Annotated in this window: 19 protein-coding genes; 1 reads left to right on the forward strand and 18 read right to left on the reverse strand. The window is 40.3% G+C overall.

Annotated features, from left to right (window positions below; translation table 11 throughout):
- Positions 1 to 24: 24 nt before the first annotated feature.
- From CBF29_RS05640 to CBF29_RS05670, 7 genes are all read right to left on the reverse strand, one after another.
- Positions 25 to 1,206, reverse strand: a complete 1,182-nt coding sequence (locus CBF29_RS05640) for an ABC transporter substrate-binding protein (RefSeq protein ID WP_126808305.1) — start codon at positions 1,204 to 1,206, stop codon at positions 25 to 27.
- A gap of 130 nt (positions 1,207 to 1,336) precedes the next feature.
- Positions 1,337 to 2,212 (reverse strand): ROK family protein, encoded by an 876-nt coding sequence (locus tag CBF29_RS05645; protein ID WP_126808307.1) that lies wholly within the window; start codon positions 2,210 to 2,212, stop codon positions 1,337 to 1,339.
- 53 nt (positions 2,213 to 2,265) lie between these two features.
- The gene (gene yidD / locus CBF29_RS05650) at positions 2,266 to 2,535 is read right to left on the reverse strand and encodes a membrane protein insertion efficiency factor YidD (protein WP_126808309.1); all 270 of its coding nucleotides are present in this window, start codon (positions 2,533 to 2,535) and stop codon (positions 2,266 to 2,268) included.
- Positions 2,536 to 2,598: 63 nt separating this feature from the next.
- Positions 2,599 to 2,781 carry a DNA-directed RNA polymerase subunit beta gene (locus tag CBF29_RS05655; RefSeq protein WP_126808312.1) on the reverse strand — a complete coding sequence of 61 codons (183 nt, stop codon included), beginning with the start codon at positions 2,779 to 2,781 and terminating at the stop codon, positions 2,599 to 2,601.
- A 10-nt stretch (positions 2,782 to 2,791) separates the two neighbouring features.
- Positions 2,792 to 4,105, reverse strand: coding sequence for a UDP-N-acetylglucosamine 1-carboxyvinyltransferase (murA, locus tag CBF29_RS05660; RefSeq protein WP_126808314.1), 1,314 nt, complete (start codon positions 4,103 to 4,105; stop codon positions 2,792 to 2,794).
- Between the two features lie 85 nt (positions 4,106 to 4,190).
- A complete protein-coding gene (locus CBF29_RS05665) occupies positions 4,191 to 4,436 on the reverse strand; it encodes a DUF1146 family protein (protein ID WP_126808316.1) in 246 nt (81 codons plus the stop codon).
- A 249-nt stretch (positions 4,437 to 4,685) separates the two neighbouring features.
- A complete protein-coding gene (locus tag CBF29_RS05670) occupies positions 4,686 to 5,567 on the reverse strand; it encodes a helix-turn-helix domain-containing protein (RefSeq protein WP_170170000.1) in 882 nt (293 codons plus the stop codon).
- 190 nt (positions 5,568 to 5,757) lie between these two features.
- Between CBF29_RS05670 and CBF29_RS05675 the strand changes: the two genes are divergently transcribed.
- On the forward strand, positions 5,758 to 6,216 hold the full coding sequence (locus tag CBF29_RS05675; protein WP_126808319.1) for a hypothetical protein: 459 nt from the start codon (positions 5,758 to 5,760) through the stop codon (positions 6,214 to 6,216).
- A 167-nt stretch (positions 6,217 to 6,383) separates the two neighbouring features.
- On the opposite strand, the gene CBF29_RS05680 is transcribed toward CBF29_RS05675, so the two are convergent.
- The 11 genes from CBF29_RS05680 to CBF29_RS05730 all read right to left on the reverse strand — a co-directional run bounded on the left by CBF29_RS05680 (position 6,384) and on the right by CBF29_RS05730 (position 16,751).
- A complete protein-coding gene (locus CBF29_RS05680) occupies positions 6,384 to 6,800 on the reverse strand; it encodes a F0F1 ATP synthase subunit epsilon (RefSeq protein WP_126808321.1) in 417 nt (138 codons plus the stop codon).
- A 17-nt stretch (positions 6,801 to 6,817) separates the two neighbouring features.
- Positions 6,818 to 8,221 carry a F0F1 ATP synthase subunit beta gene (gene atpD / locus CBF29_RS05685; protein WP_126808323.1) on the reverse strand — a complete coding sequence of 468 codons (1,404 nt, stop codon included), beginning with the start codon at positions 8,219 to 8,221 and terminating at the stop codon, positions 6,818 to 6,820.
- Positions 8,222 to 8,239: 18 nt separating this feature from the next.
- Entirely contained in the window at positions 8,240 to 9,160 is a 921-nt protein-coding gene (locus CBF29_RS05690; RefSeq protein WP_126808325.1) for a F0F1 ATP synthase subunit gamma, read from the reverse strand.
- An 18-nt stretch (positions 9,161 to 9,178) separates the two neighbouring features.
- A complete protein-coding gene (gene atpA, locus CBF29_RS05695) occupies positions 9,179 to 10,720 on the reverse strand; it encodes a F0F1 ATP synthase subunit alpha (protein WP_126808327.1) in 1,542 nt (513 codons plus the stop codon).
- Between the two features lie 24 nt (positions 10,721 to 10,744).
- Positions 10,745 to 11,287, reverse strand: coding sequence for an ATP synthase F1 subunit delta (gene atpH, locus CBF29_RS05700; protein WP_126808329.1), 543 nt, complete (start codon positions 11,285 to 11,287; stop codon positions 10,745 to 10,747).
- A complete protein-coding gene (gene atpF / locus CBF29_RS05705) occupies positions 11,277 to 11,798 on the reverse strand; it encodes a F0F1 ATP synthase subunit B (RefSeq protein WP_126808331.1) in 522 nt (173 codons plus the stop codon). Before atpF ends, atpH begins: the two co-directional genes overlap by 11 nt.
- A 101-nt stretch (positions 11,799 to 11,899) precedes the next feature.
- A complete protein-coding gene (gene atpE / locus CBF29_RS05710; RefSeq protein ID WP_126808334.1) occupies positions 11,900 to 12,124 on the reverse strand; it encodes a F0F1 ATP synthase subunit C in 225 nt (74 codons plus the stop codon).
- A 38-nt stretch (positions 12,125 to 12,162) separates the two neighbouring features.
- Positions 12,163 to 12,891: a F0F1 ATP synthase subunit A gene (gene atpB, locus CBF29_RS05715; RefSeq protein ID WP_126808336.1), complete on the reverse strand. Its 729-nt coding sequence runs from the start codon at positions 12,889 to 12,891 to the stop codon at positions 12,163 to 12,165.
- A gap of 262 nt (positions 12,892 to 13,153) precedes the next feature.
- Entirely contained in the window at positions 13,154 to 13,615 is a 462-nt protein-coding gene (gene smpB, locus CBF29_RS05720; RefSeq protein WP_126808338.1) for an SsrA-binding protein SmpB, read from the reverse strand.
- 8 nt (positions 13,616 to 13,623) lie between these two features.
- A complete protein-coding gene (rnr, locus tag CBF29_RS05725) occupies positions 13,624 to 15,984 on the reverse strand; it encodes a ribonuclease R (RefSeq protein ID WP_126808340.1) in 2,361 nt (786 codons plus the stop codon).
- Positions 15,981 to 16,751, reverse strand: coding sequence for an alpha/beta hydrolase (locus tag CBF29_RS05730; protein WP_126808342.1), 771 nt, complete (start codon positions 16,749 to 16,751; stop codon positions 15,981 to 15,983). The genes rnr and CBF29_RS05730 overlap by 4 nt, the downstream gene beginning before the upstream one ends.
- Positions 16,752 to 16,785: the final 34 nt, after the last annotated feature.

Here is a 16,785-nt window from a genome sequence, read left to right on the forward strand (position 1 = left end):
CATTCCTTGCTTTTTATTCTTTAATTACGGTTCAACGATTTCTGATGACTCTTCTTTTCCTTCTTGCAAGCCGATAACAACTGCCGGCTTCTGAGGATTGTGATTTTCATCAATTGACATTGTTCCTGTCACACCGACAAAATCTTTAGTTTCTGCAATCGCGTCCTTGACTTTTGTCCGGTCTGTCGAGTCAGCTCTTTCGATAGCATCTTTTAATAGATACATCGTGTCATAGGCCAACGCATTAAATGAACTTGGACTAGTTTTATATTTTGCTTTAAAGTTTTCAACAAATTCAGGAACTTTATCATTTGCCGGTGCATTTTCTGAGAAGTGAGACGTGTAGTAAATATCATTCATGTTGCTGGCACCAGCTAGTTCGACTAATTTAGGGTCTGAGAAACCGTCTGCCCCTAACACCGGCTGATCGATTCCCATTTCTCTAGCTTGTTTGATAACCAAACCAGCTTCTTCATAATAACCCGGTAAATAAATCACATCAAAGTCTTTACCTTTAATTTTTGTCAACATTGCTTTGAAATCTTTTTCTTTAGCAGCAAAGTTTTCTTCCAAGACAATTTCGCCTTTATAAGTTTCTTTAAATGCTTTCGTCAAGCCTTTACCATAATCACTGGAATTGTCCCCAATGATGACAGCTTTTTTCGCACCTAAATTATTTTCTGCATAGTTTGCCAAAATAACTCCTTGGAAAGAATCTTGGAAACAAGTCCGGAAAATAAATTCTTTCAATTTACCATCAGTGACCGTGACTTCATCATCTGTTGCAGATGGACTAATCGCCGGGATTCCAGCTTTCATCATTTGCGGAATGCTCGCTTTGAAGGCCCCTGAAGTTGCCGGGCCAAACACTGCCACAATTTCATCATTCTCAGCCAAACTGCCTGCAACGGACGCCGCCTCGGCTGTTTCAGATTTATTATCTTTACTGACAAGTTCTACTTGTTTACCTAAGATACCGCCGTCATCATTGATTTCTTTCACAGCCATCTCGATGGCATCTTTTTGTTGCAGCGCATAGGCAGACACAGCACCTGACAACTCATAGTTCAATCCAATTTTAATTGTATCCCCTGATGCTTCTTTACTTTTCTTCTCATCTGTACTGGAGGTTCCTCCGCCGCCAGATGTACATGCTGCCAGCAGCATAGATGAAGCTGCTAACAATAGCCAAAGTTTCTTTTTCATTTCAACCACTCCAAATTCTCATCGTTTTCTTATCTTTCAAGATGTGTCTTAATATAAAACAATTCGTCTGCAAAGTCAAGAATTTTCTGACAATTCTATCAAAACTAATTACCGGCAAAAGGAGTAGAGATTACTCCATTTGCTGATAATAAGAAGCCACCGCACCAATCAAATTGGCATCATTTTTAAAATGGCAGACTCTGATGTCTGGTTTAAAATCTTTTAAATTATGCTGATCCATTAAAACCTGTACCCGTTTAGTAATTTCTTCAGCCAATCCTTCTTTTGCTGAGACACCACCGCCGAGAACTAAACATTCAGGATCAAAACAAAATTGAAGACTAAAAAGCCCTTGTGCCAAATAATCATAAAAATTGTTTTCTTCCTCCTGAGCCAGCACGTCCCCTTGGGAAGCCAATTCGAAGACTTCTTTTGCTGAAATGCTGTCAGCTGGGAGACCTTTTCTCTCAGCATACCGCTGGGCCATCTTGACGCCGGTTCCAACCCCGCTGAAAGTATTGTCTTTATCCATATACATGAGGCCGAATTCTCCGCCATACCGATGAGCTCCCACATTTACTTTGCCGTTTTGTAAAATAGCACCGCCGATACCTGTGCCGATGACAATGAACAACACATTAGATAACCCTTTGGCTACTCCTTGCCAAACTTCGGCGATCCCTGCTGCGTTCGCATCATTTTCAATTTTAACTGGCAGTTGAAACAATTCACTCAACCGTTCCCGAATACCAAAATGATGTATATAAGGGATGGCACTGATGCCTTCAATCACTCCTGTATCATAGTTGACTGCTCCCGGAGCACTGATGGCAACACCTTCAAAATCATAAGATTTTTCTAATTCTTTTTTTGTGGATAAAAGTTGTGCTTCCAAACTTTCTAAACTCTTCGGTGTGGGAAATAGTCCCTGTCCAAGTAATCTTTCATCATGCCAAACACCAAATTTGATATTTGTGCCGCCCCAATCAAATGCTAGAATTGCCATTCAAAACGCTCCTATTCTTTTATCTTTCTATTTAAACTGCTAATTTCCTTAAATCATTTTTTTTCGTAAGGACCGGGATAATGATCGTCGGGGTTCCTTTTAAGAGTGAAGCGCAACGGAACATAATCGATTCCTCCCTTTACGAATGGATGGCACCGTAATATACGGGCGATTCCCATTAAAAATCCCTTCAGCGCTCCATGGTACGTGACTGCATCTGCCATATATTGAGAGCACGTGGGATGATACCGGCAGGAAGCTGGCCTGCCAGCCGATATATATTTCTGATAAAAATGCACAAGCTTCAATAATAGTCGTTTCACTTCACGTCACCCTTAACTCTCACAATAAAAAAGACAAAGCACCTTTCACCTTGTCTTCTATTATTATTTTTTTAAAAAATCTGTTATATGGTCCCAAACTTGCGCATCAAATACACCAGTCGGCTTCCCGTCTCCGATGCCGCCATAGCCAATCATCAAACCGATGTAAAACAAAATAATCAGCAGCAAGACAAAAAGCAGTACCTTAGATAGCTGGATTAAAATGTGCTTCCATGCGTCTGACATTATTCTCACCTTACTTTTTTACGGTTTGTTGATTTGATTTTTCTGCTACTTTGTTTCCAGCAGAATCGATGCGTTCGATAGACGCACCTAATGCTGCTAATTTTTCATGGAATTTATAATAACCTCTGTCTAAATATTCCAGATGTGTTACTTTGGTGCGACCTTCAGCCACTAACCCGGCCAAAACAAGAGCTGCAGCCGCCCGCAAGTCTGTCGCCGCCACTTCTGCACCAGTCAGATTAGATTTATTAAAAATATAAGCAACATTATTATCAATTTTATAACTGGCACCCATTCTGCCAAGTTCTATCAAGTGCTGGAAACGATTTTCGAAAACTGTCTCTGTGATCACACTTGTCCCTTCAGCAATCACTTGAATCGTACTCATCTGTGCTTGCATATCCGTTGGAAATCCAGGATGAGGCAACGTCTTGATATCAGTCGACTTTAATTGCTCAGGTCCGATTACGCGAATACCTTCTTCTTCTTCGCTAACAATCACACCCATCTCACGCAACTTGGAGACTAGTGGACGATTGTGTTCGATGATTCCTTCTTCAATTAATACATTTCCTTTAGTCATTGCTGCTGCTACCATGAACGTTCCGGCTTCTATCCGGTCTTGAACGATGCGGTGGTCAACAGCATGGAGACGTTCCACACCTTCGATTCGCATAGATTCAGTTCCGGCACCCATGATTTTGGCACCCATTTTATTTAAAACGTTAGCCAAATCTACAATTTCTGGTTCTCTTGCAGCATTCTCGATAGTTGTTTTTCCCTTAGCTTTAACAGCTGCCATCAAAATATTTTGTGTGGCTCCTACACTTGGAAAGTCCAAATAGATACGAGCCCCTTTTAGGCCATTTTCTGCAATAGCTTCAATATAACCGTCTTCCTGAGTAATAGTTGCTCCCAGCGCCTGAAGACCTTTCAGATGCAAATCCGTTGGACGCTTTCCGATTGCACATCCCCCAGGCATGGCAACACGTGCATGACCGGTACGTGCCAACAGCGGACCCATCACAACAATCGACGCACGCATTTGACTGACATATTCATAAGGTGCTTCATTTTTTAATTCATCTGTAGCATCTATTGTGACAGTATTAGTTTCTTCATCAAAATTTAATTTCGTATTCAAGTGCTTGATCACTTCGTTCATCATAAAAACATCTGATAAGATCGGCACATTTGTAAGCTTTGTTACGCCTTCTTCAGCCAGCAAAGCAGCTGCTAATATAGGCAGTACTGCATTTTTTGCTCCCTCAATTTTAACTGTTCCTTCGAGTTGTCGGCCGCCTTGAACAATGATATGTTCCATTGTTTTCCCTCCAAATTAATTAAATAAGCCTTTGTAGTATAGCATAATTCATTCTAAATGGAAACTCTATGCTTTAGGGATACCGCTACTGTAATAGTGTGAAGACAAAATTTGACAATAGAGCAAAACATTCTAAAACCATTGAACTTGCCGTGTATCCGATTGCGATTGACAAAAGCATAAGGAACATCCGGATTTGTCCAGGGTTTGTTTTTTTGAACCATCTTTCATAATCCAATGATTGAACTCCCCAGAACGCCGAATAAATAAAACCAAAATGGCAAACTACCCTAATTAACGCTTCAACACCATAAATTTGATAAGTTTGCATCTTTCTCCTCTTTTCTACTTCGATTAAAATCAGTTTATCATAATTAACTTTATAAAACAAAAAGGTGAATTTTTTTGACCAACTATTTCCCGCCCTTTGCTGCTTGACATGGTATTAAAAAAACTGGTCTATCAATTGCCTTTAAGGGTAAAACACGAAATTTACAAATTAAAAATCCCATGAGATCGTTTTTCTAAAACATTGAAATCATGGGATTTTCTTCATTTTGGGAATTATAGATCAGTCACTTTATTTCACAACCAAAGGACTCTCCATGTATATTTTCAAGTAAAGACGGTGAAGTCCACTAGCATAGCCTTGATAATCAATCGATTTATCAAAAAAATTGATGATTTGTTCGCAAACTTCTCTGCCTCTCTCATCACCTTTTTTTATTTGCAGTAACCCCCTTAGATACTTTGCAAAAACATTAAAACTGAGATACTGTAAAATCGGTCTGATATCTTCTTCTGTCTCATATTTTTTTAGCAGTCTGTCTGCAATATCACAGTCATCTTTTCGGATCAATTTCTGGCAGACCTGTAAATAAAAATCGATAAAATAATGACGGGTGGATCGACTTTTTACTTTCCGGCGAAAAGACTGTTCTGCCAAGATAACAAGTGTTTCATTATTGAAAAGAAATGTAGAGTAGCAAGCAAGGAAAAACTCATATTTTCCCCATGTTTCGCATTGCAAAAGATAGTCTTCCAACTCTTTGCTGTCTGGTCTATAAGTTTCAAAAAAATAATGGTCATACATCCCTTGGGCGACTACAGAAATATGTTTGTAACGTTTATTGCCTGTTCGGATATAATTCTCGTCCAAATAGTCAATCAAACGTCTAAATTTAAGTGTATTTTGTTCGAATAGAAATTGATCAAGCTGTTGTTCAATGTTTTCCACCATGGCATCAACAGAATCTTTCTGACTTTCAAACATAAATTCTTCAAAGCTGACATTGATCCTATTTAGCAACTCGTAAAAATTCGTCAATGTGATGTCGCTTTCTCCTTTTTCAAACCGACGCAAAAATTGGACGGAAACAATGTTTTCTGCTGTTTCTTTCACTGTATACCCCTTCTTTTGACGAAAACTGGAAAATATTTCCCCAAAAGTTTCACCTTCCATCACTAACTTCTCCTTTTTTAGCATAGTATACCACACCATAATGAACCTTCAGTTTCCTTTTTTATAAAAAAGAGGCTTTTTCTAAATTTTACTTCGCAAAAAGAAAAGATACATTCGCTTTTCTCCAATCATCAACTTACTAGTTTATTCTGTAATCAGTGGTTATCAATATCTAAGGAGGAAAAAAGGGATGGCAAAAGAAAAAAAGATTGAAACTGTCATAAAGGAAATGGGGTTCACACCGAAAGAAGGCCGAGCTATCGTCGTTAAGTATCAAAGTGATAATTTAAGTGGGAAAATCGCAAGTTTTTTCAGCGGTAATTATTATGTCTTGCTGATTTCTGAAGATGAAATTGTACTAGTTCCCTTCTCTAACAGCGTTACAACCAACATCAAGAAAAAAGAGTCTCTTGTGTTACCCCTTTCAGAGATTGAAAGTATTTCCATCAAAGAAACTGGTTTAAATTACACGATAGACATTAAAACGGCTGACAGTTCCATTCTATTGAGTGCGCAACAAAAAGAATTAAGTGATTGGAGGATGAGCGGTTATTATGCAGGAGTAGCAAATTCTGTTTTCAAATTGGAAAATTGGCACGCTGCCAATCTTGACAGAACTTTGAAAGAATTAAGTACAATAAAAAAATAACCGAGCGGCTATTCCAAGAGTATTTTTACACGCCCGAAAAAAAATAATAAATTGAAAAATCCCACGAAATCAATGTTTCAAAAAATGATTTCATGGGATTTTCTCTATCTTTAAACTTTTAGGCAAGCCTCTTACTTGTCAAAGACTTTAGCCTGTGACTTTGTGTTCTATTTTCTCGACACATGAATTCGGTTGATGGCACGATTTAGTGCAACTTCCGCCCGTTTCATATTGTCGATATGATGGTCTTTTTTCGCTTTTTCCAAATTTCGTTCCGCTCGTTCTTTCGCACGCATCGCCCGATCTAAATCGATCTCGCCAGCCTGCTCCGCACTATCAGCCAAAATTGACACTTGGTTGTCACGAACTTCCATGATACCCCCATTGACCGCTATCGTCATAATAATTTTGCCGCCCCGCTCTTCTTTAATCACCAAAGAGTCAATCGCAAGCGGGACAATCAAAGGCAGATGATTAGACATAATACCGATTTCGCCTTCCGGAGTACGAGCTACTAAAAATCCGGCGTCCCCGTCAAAAACCAAACCATCTGGGGTAACGACTTGAATATGCAGTTTAGACATTTTTGATCACTCCGTTTCTAATAGCCCAGATTTCCAGCTTTTTCAATAACGTCATCAATACTGCCGACATTACGGAAAGCTTCTTCCGGCAAATGATCATGTCTGCCTTCCAGCAGTTCTTTAAACCCTCGCACCGTTTCCTTAATCGAAACGTAAGAACCGGGCTGGCCTGTAAATTGTTCTGCTACATTAAAGTTTTGAGATAAGAAAAATTGAATACGTCGCGCACGACCAACTAGAATTTTTTCTTCTTCAGATAATTCATCCATTCCCAAAATTGCAATGATGTCCTGCAACTCACGGTAACGCTGTAAAACTCGCTGAACCTCTGTTGCCACCTTATAGTGTTCTTCACCAACAATTTCTGGTGTCAATGCACTAGACGTTGATGCCAGCGGGTCAACCGCCGGATAAATCCCCATCTCTGTCAAACTACGTTCCAAATTGGTCGTAGCATCCAAGTGGGCAAATGCTGTAGCAGGAGCCGGGTCAGTATAGTCGTCAGCCGGGACATAAATCGCTTGAATAGAAGTAATCGAACCTTTTTGTGTCGACGTGATTCGTTCTTGCAGCTGCCCCATCTCAGTAGCCAATGTCGGCTGATAACCGACAGCTGAAGGCATCCGTCCCAGTAAGGCAGAAACCTCGGAACCCGCTTGTGTGAAACGGAAGATGTTGTCGATAAACAACAGAACGTCTTGTCCTTCCACATCACGAAAATATTCAGCAATCGTCAAACCAGTTAATGCTACCCGCATTCTTGCACCGGGAGGCTCATTCATCTGGCCGAAAACCATCGCTGTTTTTTCGATAACACCGGACTCCTTCATCTCATAATAAAGGTCATTTCCTTCACGTGTTCTTTCACCAACACCTGTAAAAACAGAAATACCCCCATGTTCTTGTGCAATATTATTGATCAATTCCTGAATCAATACTGTTTTACCTACACCTGCACCACCGAACAAACCGACTTTTCCCCCTTTCAAATAAGGAGCCAGCAAGTCGATGACCTTTATCCCAGTTTCTAAAACTTCACTGCTTGTGGATAACCGGTCAAAAGTCGGTGCTTTTTTATGTATACTGCTTCTTTCAGCATTTTCACTGAAAGGTTCGCCTAAATCAATGGTATCTCCTAGCACGTTGAATACACGTCCCAGAGTATCTTTTCCAACTGGAACAGAAATCGGCACTCCCGTATCCAAGACTTCCATTCCCCGTTGCAAACCGTCTGTCGATTCCATTGCAATGGAGCGAATGACTCCGTCTCCAAGCTCTAAAGCTACTTCTAAAACTACTTTCTTTTTGGAGTCACGCTTATAAACAATCAATGCATTGTTGATATCAGGCAAAGATTCGTCCATTGGAAACTCAACATCGACAACGGGACCGATGACTTGTACAATTTTACCAGAATTCACTTTGATTTCCTCCCGTCATTACTCTAGTGCCGCTGCTCCGCCGACGATCTCAGTAATTTCTTGAGTAATCGCTGCTTGTCGAGCGTGATTATATTTTAATGATAAATTATCGATGATTTGTGCTGCGTTATCCGTAGCGCTCTTCATTGCTGTCATACGTGCCGCATGCTCAGCAGTTTTCGAATCAAGGACTGCTCCGTAGATCAGACTAGCTGCATATTGAGGAAGGAGTTGATCTAAAATCACATCTTCAGAAGGTTCCAAAATATACTCCTGCTCATACTTCTTAACTTCTTCCACTTCCAAGTCAGAAACAGGCAACATTTTTTCTGCTCGATACTGAGAAGACAGTGAATTGATGTGATGGTTATAACAAACATACAACTCATCATAAATTCCCTGTTCATACATCTGTATCGCAGATCTGACTAATTCACTTAGCTCATCGAAAACCGGCTGATCTGATACATTCAGCAATTCATAGGCGATATTAGAGCCTCGTTTTCTAAAAAAGTCAGTTCCCGTACGACCTACTGTCATCAAGACATACTCGCTGTCGCTTTTATGATCAGAAGTCAGCATCTGCAATGTTTGCTTGATAATCGAGCTATTATAGCCGCCAGCCAATCCTTTGTCGCTAGTGATGACGATATATCCTGTTCTTTTCACGGGACGAGGTTTCAGCATCATGTGCATGTCAGCCTTCTCTTCCCCTAAACCAGAACCTTCGTCAGATTCACTATCCATTTCTTCTAACTGGGCTGCAGCTAGATGGGTCAAAACTTCCCGAACCTTGGCAGCATAGCGCTGATAATTTCTTGAGGCTTGCTCAGAGCGACTAAGTTTAGCGCCCGAGACCATCTGCATGGCACTAGTTATGTGGCTGGTTTTTTTTGTTGAGGCGATTTTACGTTTGATTTCAACTAATGATTCTGCCAAAACATCTCACCATCCTTTTTAACTTTTTGTTTGCACCCGAGGTTTTTGCTGATCTTTGCTAAATGTGAAGAATCCTTTGAATTCTTTGATAACATCGTCCAATAATTTCTCTTCCGGAAGGGTCTTTGTCCGCTGTATCGAAAGAAAAATATCTGGATGAGAATTTTCTATATGTTCGAATAATTCTTTTTCAAAACGCAACACATCTCCCACAGGAATATCATCAATAAATCCGCGTGTCAGTGCATAAAGAATCGTTACTTGTTTTGCCATTGACAACGGTTGATGCAAGCCTTGTTTCAAAATCTCAACTGTCCGTCGTCCACGGTTCAGCTTTGCTTGAGTTGCAGCGTCTAAATCAGAACCAAATTGAGTAAAGGCTTCTAATTCTCGATAGCTGGCTAAATCCACGCGAAGGGTGCCGGCTACTTTTTTCATCGCTTTAGTTTGTGCTGAACCTCCCACACGAGAGACGGATAGACCGGCATCCACTGCTGGTCTGACACCAGAATAAAACAAATCACTTTGTAAATAAATTTGGCCGTCGGTAATAGAAATGACATTCGTTGGAATGTAAGCAGAGATATCTCCAGCTTGAGTTTCTACAAAAGGCAAGGCTGTCATTGAACCTCCGCCAAGCTCTTCTTTTAGTTTTGCTGCCCGTTCCAATAAACGTGAATGCAAATAAAAGACATCCCCCGGATAAGCTTCACGTCCCGGCGGACGGCGTAATAGTAACGATATCTCACGATAAGCTGCGGCCTGTTTTGACAAGTCATCATAAACTACCAAAACATGTTTGCCGTTATACATAAATTCTTCACCGATAGCTGCTCCAGCATACGGAGCGATATACAATAATGGTGCAGGTTGTGACGCACTGGCTGTCACGACAATCGTGTAATCCAATGCACCAAATTTTTTCAAAGTTTCCACATAACCGCGGACAGTAGATTCTTTTTGACCGATAGCCACATAAATACAAATCATGTCCTCATCTTTTTGATTGATGATTGTATCAATGGCGATACTCGTTTTCCCAGTTTTACGGTCTCCGATTACAAGTTCCCGTTGTCCCCGACCAATCGGCACCAAAGCATCCACTGCTTTTAGCCCTGTTTGAAGGGGTTCGGAAACAGACTCCCGGTCCATCACTCCCGGTGCAGCAGCCTCGATCGGCCGTGTCCGAGTAGTGTTGATTTCTCCCCTGCCGTCAACCGGCTGTCCTAAAGGATTAATAACACGTCCTATCAGTTCTTCTCCCACTGGGACTTCCATGATTTTACCGGTTCGTGTGACTTTATCTCCTTCACGGATATTTTCAAATTCACCTAATACAATAATCCCTACGTCTTTTTCTTCCAAGTTTTCGGCCATGCCGTACGACCCGTTTGAAAATTCCAGCAATTCTCCCGCCATGGCATTTTCCAGACCATAGGCACGAACAATACCGTCTCCAACGTAAGTAACTATCCCAACTTCTTCTACTTGTAAAGCATCCGAATAGTTGGCAATCTGTTGTCTAATGAGCGTGCTTATTTCTTTCGCTTTTAAGCTCATTTCCTTCACCTCTTTTTCAATACTCTACGCTAGTAACTCACGATGCATTTCTTTCAATTTTGTTGCGACACTACTATCTAATAGTCGGTTATTGGCATTCACTATGATGCCGCCCAAAATATCCGGGTCAACAGACTGTCTGAGAATCACTTTTTCAGAATTTGTCATGACACGGATTTTTTCTGCCAGAGCTTCTTCCTGTACTTCAGTCAATGCAACTGCTGAAGTCACATCGGCAACAAGGACTCCTTTATCCTGATAATAAAAGAATTCAAATTCATTGATGATGTCAGGAATTTCACTCATTCTCCCGTATTCATAAATGACATGAAGAAATTTAGACACAGTGTCTCCAAATTCTTTATCTAGTTCGTGTAGAATATCTACTTTTTCAAAAGGTTCTAGACGATCATCACTTAAAATATTGCCAAGTTCTGGCACATCTTCAAAAATTTCTCTTAGAACCAGTATCTCATCATGAACAGACTCGATGTTATTTTCTTTTTTAGCTGTCTCATAAAGAATTTTCCCATAACGACGGCCAGCAACCAATGCTTCAGTCTTCATTTTGAGAACCCAGCCCTTCAATATAAGAATTTATCAATTCCTGATGAGTTGCCAAATCCAATTCTTTTTTTATGATTTTTTCAGCAATTTCAATTGATAAGTCAGCCACTTCATGTTTAGCTGAGTCAATCAATTTTGCCTTTTCAATTTCCAGCTCTTTTTTTCCTTGTTCAAGATGACGTTTTGCATCCGCATGGGCATCTTGAATAATCACGTTTGCATCTTTTTCAGCCACTTCTTTAGCTTTTCTAACAATTTCCGCTGCTTCCGCTCGGGATTGTTTTAAAATGGCTTCATTTTCAGCCACGAGTTGAGCGGCGGTAATTTTTGATCTTTCAGCATCGTCAATATTATTAGCAATTGTTTCGGCACGCTTGTCAAGCATCTTGGTCATTGGTTGCCAGGCAAACTTCTTAATTAATAGTAGAAGTAGCACAAAAGACAACGAAACAAAGGCCATGCTTGTCAAAGTAGTGTTAGGTGTACTTCCAATTAAGAAATAATCAGTCATGATTGCCTCCCTTCCCTTCTTCCTTTTTTAGAAAGAAAGCAGTAACGAATCTTTCGCATTTATCTGCCTTCATTAAGCATTTGATTATTATTTCGCCTGAATCATCCTAAGAAGACTAGCAGTAATGCGACAACGATTCCAAGAATCGGCACAGCTTCAATCAGTCCGGCACCAATAAACATGGTACTTCTTAACTCCCCTGACATCTCCGGCTGACGAGCCATACATTCTAATGTTTTGGAAATAACCTTTCCGTTACCATAAGCTGCTGCGATAGCAGATCCGAAAACAGCAATTGATGCTGCAATATAGTTTAAACCTTCCATGAGTTGTTCCTCCTAAATGTTTTACTGTACAAAAAAATTTAACTTTCTGCTTCTATCTTATGAGACAGATAAACAGTCGAAAGTGTCACAAAAATAAACGCTTGGATACCTCCGATGAAAAGCGAAAATCCTTGCCAGATCATTTCTAAAGGCAGCGACGGGATAAAACTAAAGATCCCTTTACTTGTTGCCATCATTGTGATCAGAGTGAGCAAAACCTCACCGGCGTAGATATTTCCGTACAACCGCAGGCCTAACGTTAAAACATTGGTAACTTCTTCCATCAGCTTGATAGGCATTAAAAACTTAGCCGGCTCTGCATAGCTGTTTTTAAAATAGTTTTTAAACCCAAATTTTTGAACCCCAAAATAATTGGTCAACAGTATCACGATTGTCGCCAGCGTCAATGTTACGACGGGATCTGCTGTTGGACTTTTCCAATAGCTGACTGCTTGATTTCCTTCGTGTATCTCAATTTTCGTTGCTAAACCAATCACATTGGAAACCAGAACAAACAGAAACATGGTGAAAGCAAAAAGGTGATGGTTGCTTACCTCACTAGATGGTAAGTTGTCCGACAAGATTTTCTTTACGAAGTCTATGACCCACTCCAATACATTTTGTTTGCCTCGTGGTTTCATTTCCAGATTTCTGGAGCAGACGTAAACGAAAGTAAAAATAATAATACACGTCAGTAACGTCATACCCATTAAGGTTAAATCAAAATCCAATGGTCCAATCCTGATGATTTTTGATACCTCATCCATAAAAACCTCACCTCGTTTCTAAATCATCTCAAATATAAACTTTTTTTCAAAGCTTAACAGAACGCTTTGCGTTCCGATAAGTCCTATCATAGCACCAAAAAAACTAAAATTCAAAGTTTTTTTCATAAAGCATTCAGCAGGTAAAAATTTGTGGAAAACCCTAAGTTTCAAAGGTTTTTCTGCTAAAAAAAGCATCTTATCCTAAGGCCAAACTTCAATCATTGAAAATGTTTTTAAAATTTTCAGAAACATATCTGAAATTCTATCTTGATTTTAACGCTCGTTCCACTTCTCGGTTGATTGCTTTACGTTTCAAATCTTCCCGTTTATCATATTGCTTTTTCCCTTTAGCAACACCAATCAAAACTTTGGCAAAGCCATTTTTTATGTAGACTCTTAGAGGAATCAATGTGACGCCCTGTTTTTTGGTTTCGCCGATGAGCTGATGGATTTGACGTTTCTTCATTAAAAGTTTTCGTGCTCTTAACGGATCATGATTAAACTGATTTCCCTGTTCATAATGACCGATATGGACATTATGAAGGTAAGCTTCCCCTTGGCGAATCGTAGCAAATCCGTCTTTGAGATTGATTCTGCCAGCTCGAATAGACTTGATTTCAGTTCCTGTCAAAACGATGCCGGCTTCAACCGTCTCCAAAATAGTATAATCATGTCGTGCCTTACGATTTTGTGCGATCACATTACTGTCTTTCTTGCCTTTCATCTAACTCATCACCTCCTGCCTTTTCTTTTTTTCTTAGATTTTGCCGCCTTTTGATAAAAAGGAGCTTCTTTTTTTCTTTTCCCGGTCTTCCCTTGAGATTTCTTCTCTCTGCCTTGAAGGTTTCGCGCACCTTTATTTTTTGACTGGCGGGACCCGCCTCTGTCTTTTTTCTTTCTTGGAAACAGTTCAGGCTGAGTGATTTTTTCAGCACGTAAAATCTCAAAATCAATTTCCCGGTTATCCACATCTGCTTTGATAACCTTGACTGTGACTTGCTGACCGATTTTATAAATTTTCCGAGTACGTTCGCCCACTAAAGCTAAGTGATTTTCAATAAATTGATAATAATCATCTTTCATCTGACTCACATGGATTAAACCTTCAATAGTGTTTGGCAGTTCGACAAAAATACCGAATTTGGTCACAGAACTGATGTAGCCATCGAAAGTTTCCCCCACATGCTGTACCATGAACTCTGTTTTCTTCAAAGCATCTGTCTCACGCTCGGCTTCAACCGCTCTTCTTTCCGCATTGGAAGCATGGGCAGCGATCTCAGGAATTTTTTTCTGCCACTTTTGTTTCAGTTTCTCTGACACTGGCCGTTGCTGTTGATAAGCTTTGATCAAGCGGTGAACTAATAAATCAGGATATCTTCGAATTGGTGATGTGAAATGGGTATAGTACTTTGCCGCCAGCCCAAAATGTCCCAAAGATTCTTCACTGTACCTAGCCTGCTGCATACTTCGCAAAAGCATCATACTGATAATCGGACTTTCAGGCATGTCTTTAGTCTGATTTAAAACCCGCTGCAATTCCTTTGGGTCAAGAGCATCCTTTAGCCCCTCTACCTTGATACCGTAATTGGTGATAAACTCAAAGAAAAATTGCATTTTATTTTCCTTAGGCTGCTCATGCACCCGGTAAATAAAAGGCAGTCCTTGTTCGTTAAAATGCTTCGCAATGGTTTCATTTGCCGCCAGCATAAATGATTCAATCAACTTTTCAGCAGTTCCCCGTTCCCTTAAATGGATTTCCAGAGGGTGCCCTTCATCATCCAAATAAATTTGTGCTTCTCGATCTTCAAATGAAATAGCCCCCCGCTCTACTCTCATTTGTGCCAACACATGATGAAGTTCAGTCATGTGGTCAATCATTTCAAGCAGATGCTGATATTTTTTTAGCAGGACTTCTTCTTTTCGGTCAATCAGCAAATTAACATCGCTATAGGTCATTCGTTCTCTGGACTGTATCACACTTTCAAAAATCTCATAGGCTACCACTCGCCCTCGTGGATTGATTTCCATTTGGCAACTCATAGTTAGGCGCGGTACATGGGGATTCAGTGAACAAATACCGTTGGACAATCGCGGCGGCAGCATCGGTATGACGCGGTCAGTCAAATAAACACTCGTTCCTCGATCCAGCGCTTCCCGATCAAGAAAACTATTTTCTGTCACATAGTGCGTGACATCTGCAATATGTACGCCTAATAAATAATTGCCGTTCGCCATTTTCTTTACTTGAACAGCATCATCTAAATCTTTCGCATCTGCCCCATCAATGGTAATAATAAGCTCGTCACGTAAATCTCTGCGACCGTCAAATTCTTCTTCCAGCACCTTTTCCGGCACTCTTTCAGCCTGATTTAAAACATCTGCTGAAAATTCTGTCGGAATCCCGTATTGTATAGCAATGGACAAAATATCCATTCCCGGATCATTTTTGTGTCCGATCGTCTGCTTCACAATGCCTTCGATTTGATTTTCATAGCCTTTTTCGGGATAGTGGGTGACTTCCACCACACACACTTCCCCTTCTTTCGGACGGATTCCTGCTGCTGTGATATAAATTTTATAATGACTTAATTTTTTTTCTTTTGGCAACACGAAACCATACAAGCCTGTTTCTTCTACTAAATCATCATCATATTCGGTAAACTCGCCAACAATTTGAGTCAGTGAGCGTTTGACAATACTTACTATCTTACCTTCCGCTGCTTGTTCTTCGCCATGAACCGCTGGCTTGATAATATCAATCAATACTGTGTCACCATCTAACGCATAGCCAATATTCTCTCTAGAAATATAAACATCCGGCTCTTCGTCATCAATCGTGACAAAACCAAACCCTTTGTCATTAGCTCTGAAAGTCCCTTCGATCTCAATCGTGCGGGCCGCAAGTTTCACCTTCCCTTTTCCCGTCAAAGTCACTTGATGATCACGTTCCATGCTGGCAATCGTCTGAACTAACAGCTTGAAATTATCACTTTTTGTCAATTTTAATCCCTTGGCTATGTCCTGCACCGAGTAACTTGATTTTTCATTTTCTTCCATATATGAAATGATTTCTTCTCTAATTGTTTTTTTCATCCTGTCTCCTTTGTCCACTGTATATCTGTCAGAAATGACAACACATCCTCCTGAAACTGACGACGTTCATTACCAATCGTCACCACATGACCACTATTGGGATATAAAAATACGCGCGGCTCGGTTTGAGTAAAATATTTAACCGCTTCAAAAATTGCTTCGGGGTCAATCAAGCGATCTCTGCCCCCTTGAACCAGCATCACTGGTTGTTTGATTTCCCCCAGCTTCATACGAACCTCTGTCTGTAATTGTTTGATAGCTTCCAGCTGTTTGGTTAATTGGTACTCAATATTTTCCATCCGGCGATTTTCTGTTAACTGGCTGGCGCCATTGTTTTTGATTAATTTACGGGCATAATCGAGAAAGACTGGAAAAATATTGTTTTCTGTCTCAGGTAAAACAGGCGAAGAAAAAGCACCGCCCCCGACTAATTCATCCCCATACTCCTCCAAACATTTGATGCCATACACGCCTCCCAAAGACAGACCGAAAACAGCAATTTCTTTGACCCCTTGTCTTTTAAGAAAATCTATACTCGCTTTTACATCTTCCCACCAGTCTGCCGGACCTTTAGATAAAATATTTTCCGGATCGACAGTGCCATGTCCGCTAAATGTAGGCAAGCCTACTGAGTAGCCATGACCATTTAAAAACCTGCCTAACATACGAACATCATTAGGACTGCCGGTATAGGCATGAAATAAGAGAACACCTCGTGACCCTCCTGAAAAATAAATCATACCATCCTTAACTTGTGACTGACTCATTTTAACACTCACCTCAATTTGACTTAATCAAAGC

The organism is Vagococcus elongatus, from assembly GCF_003987645.1.
Taxonomy (GTDB): Bacteria; Bacillota; Bacilli; order Lactobacillales; family Vagococcaceae; genus Vagococcus_A; species Vagococcus_A elongatus.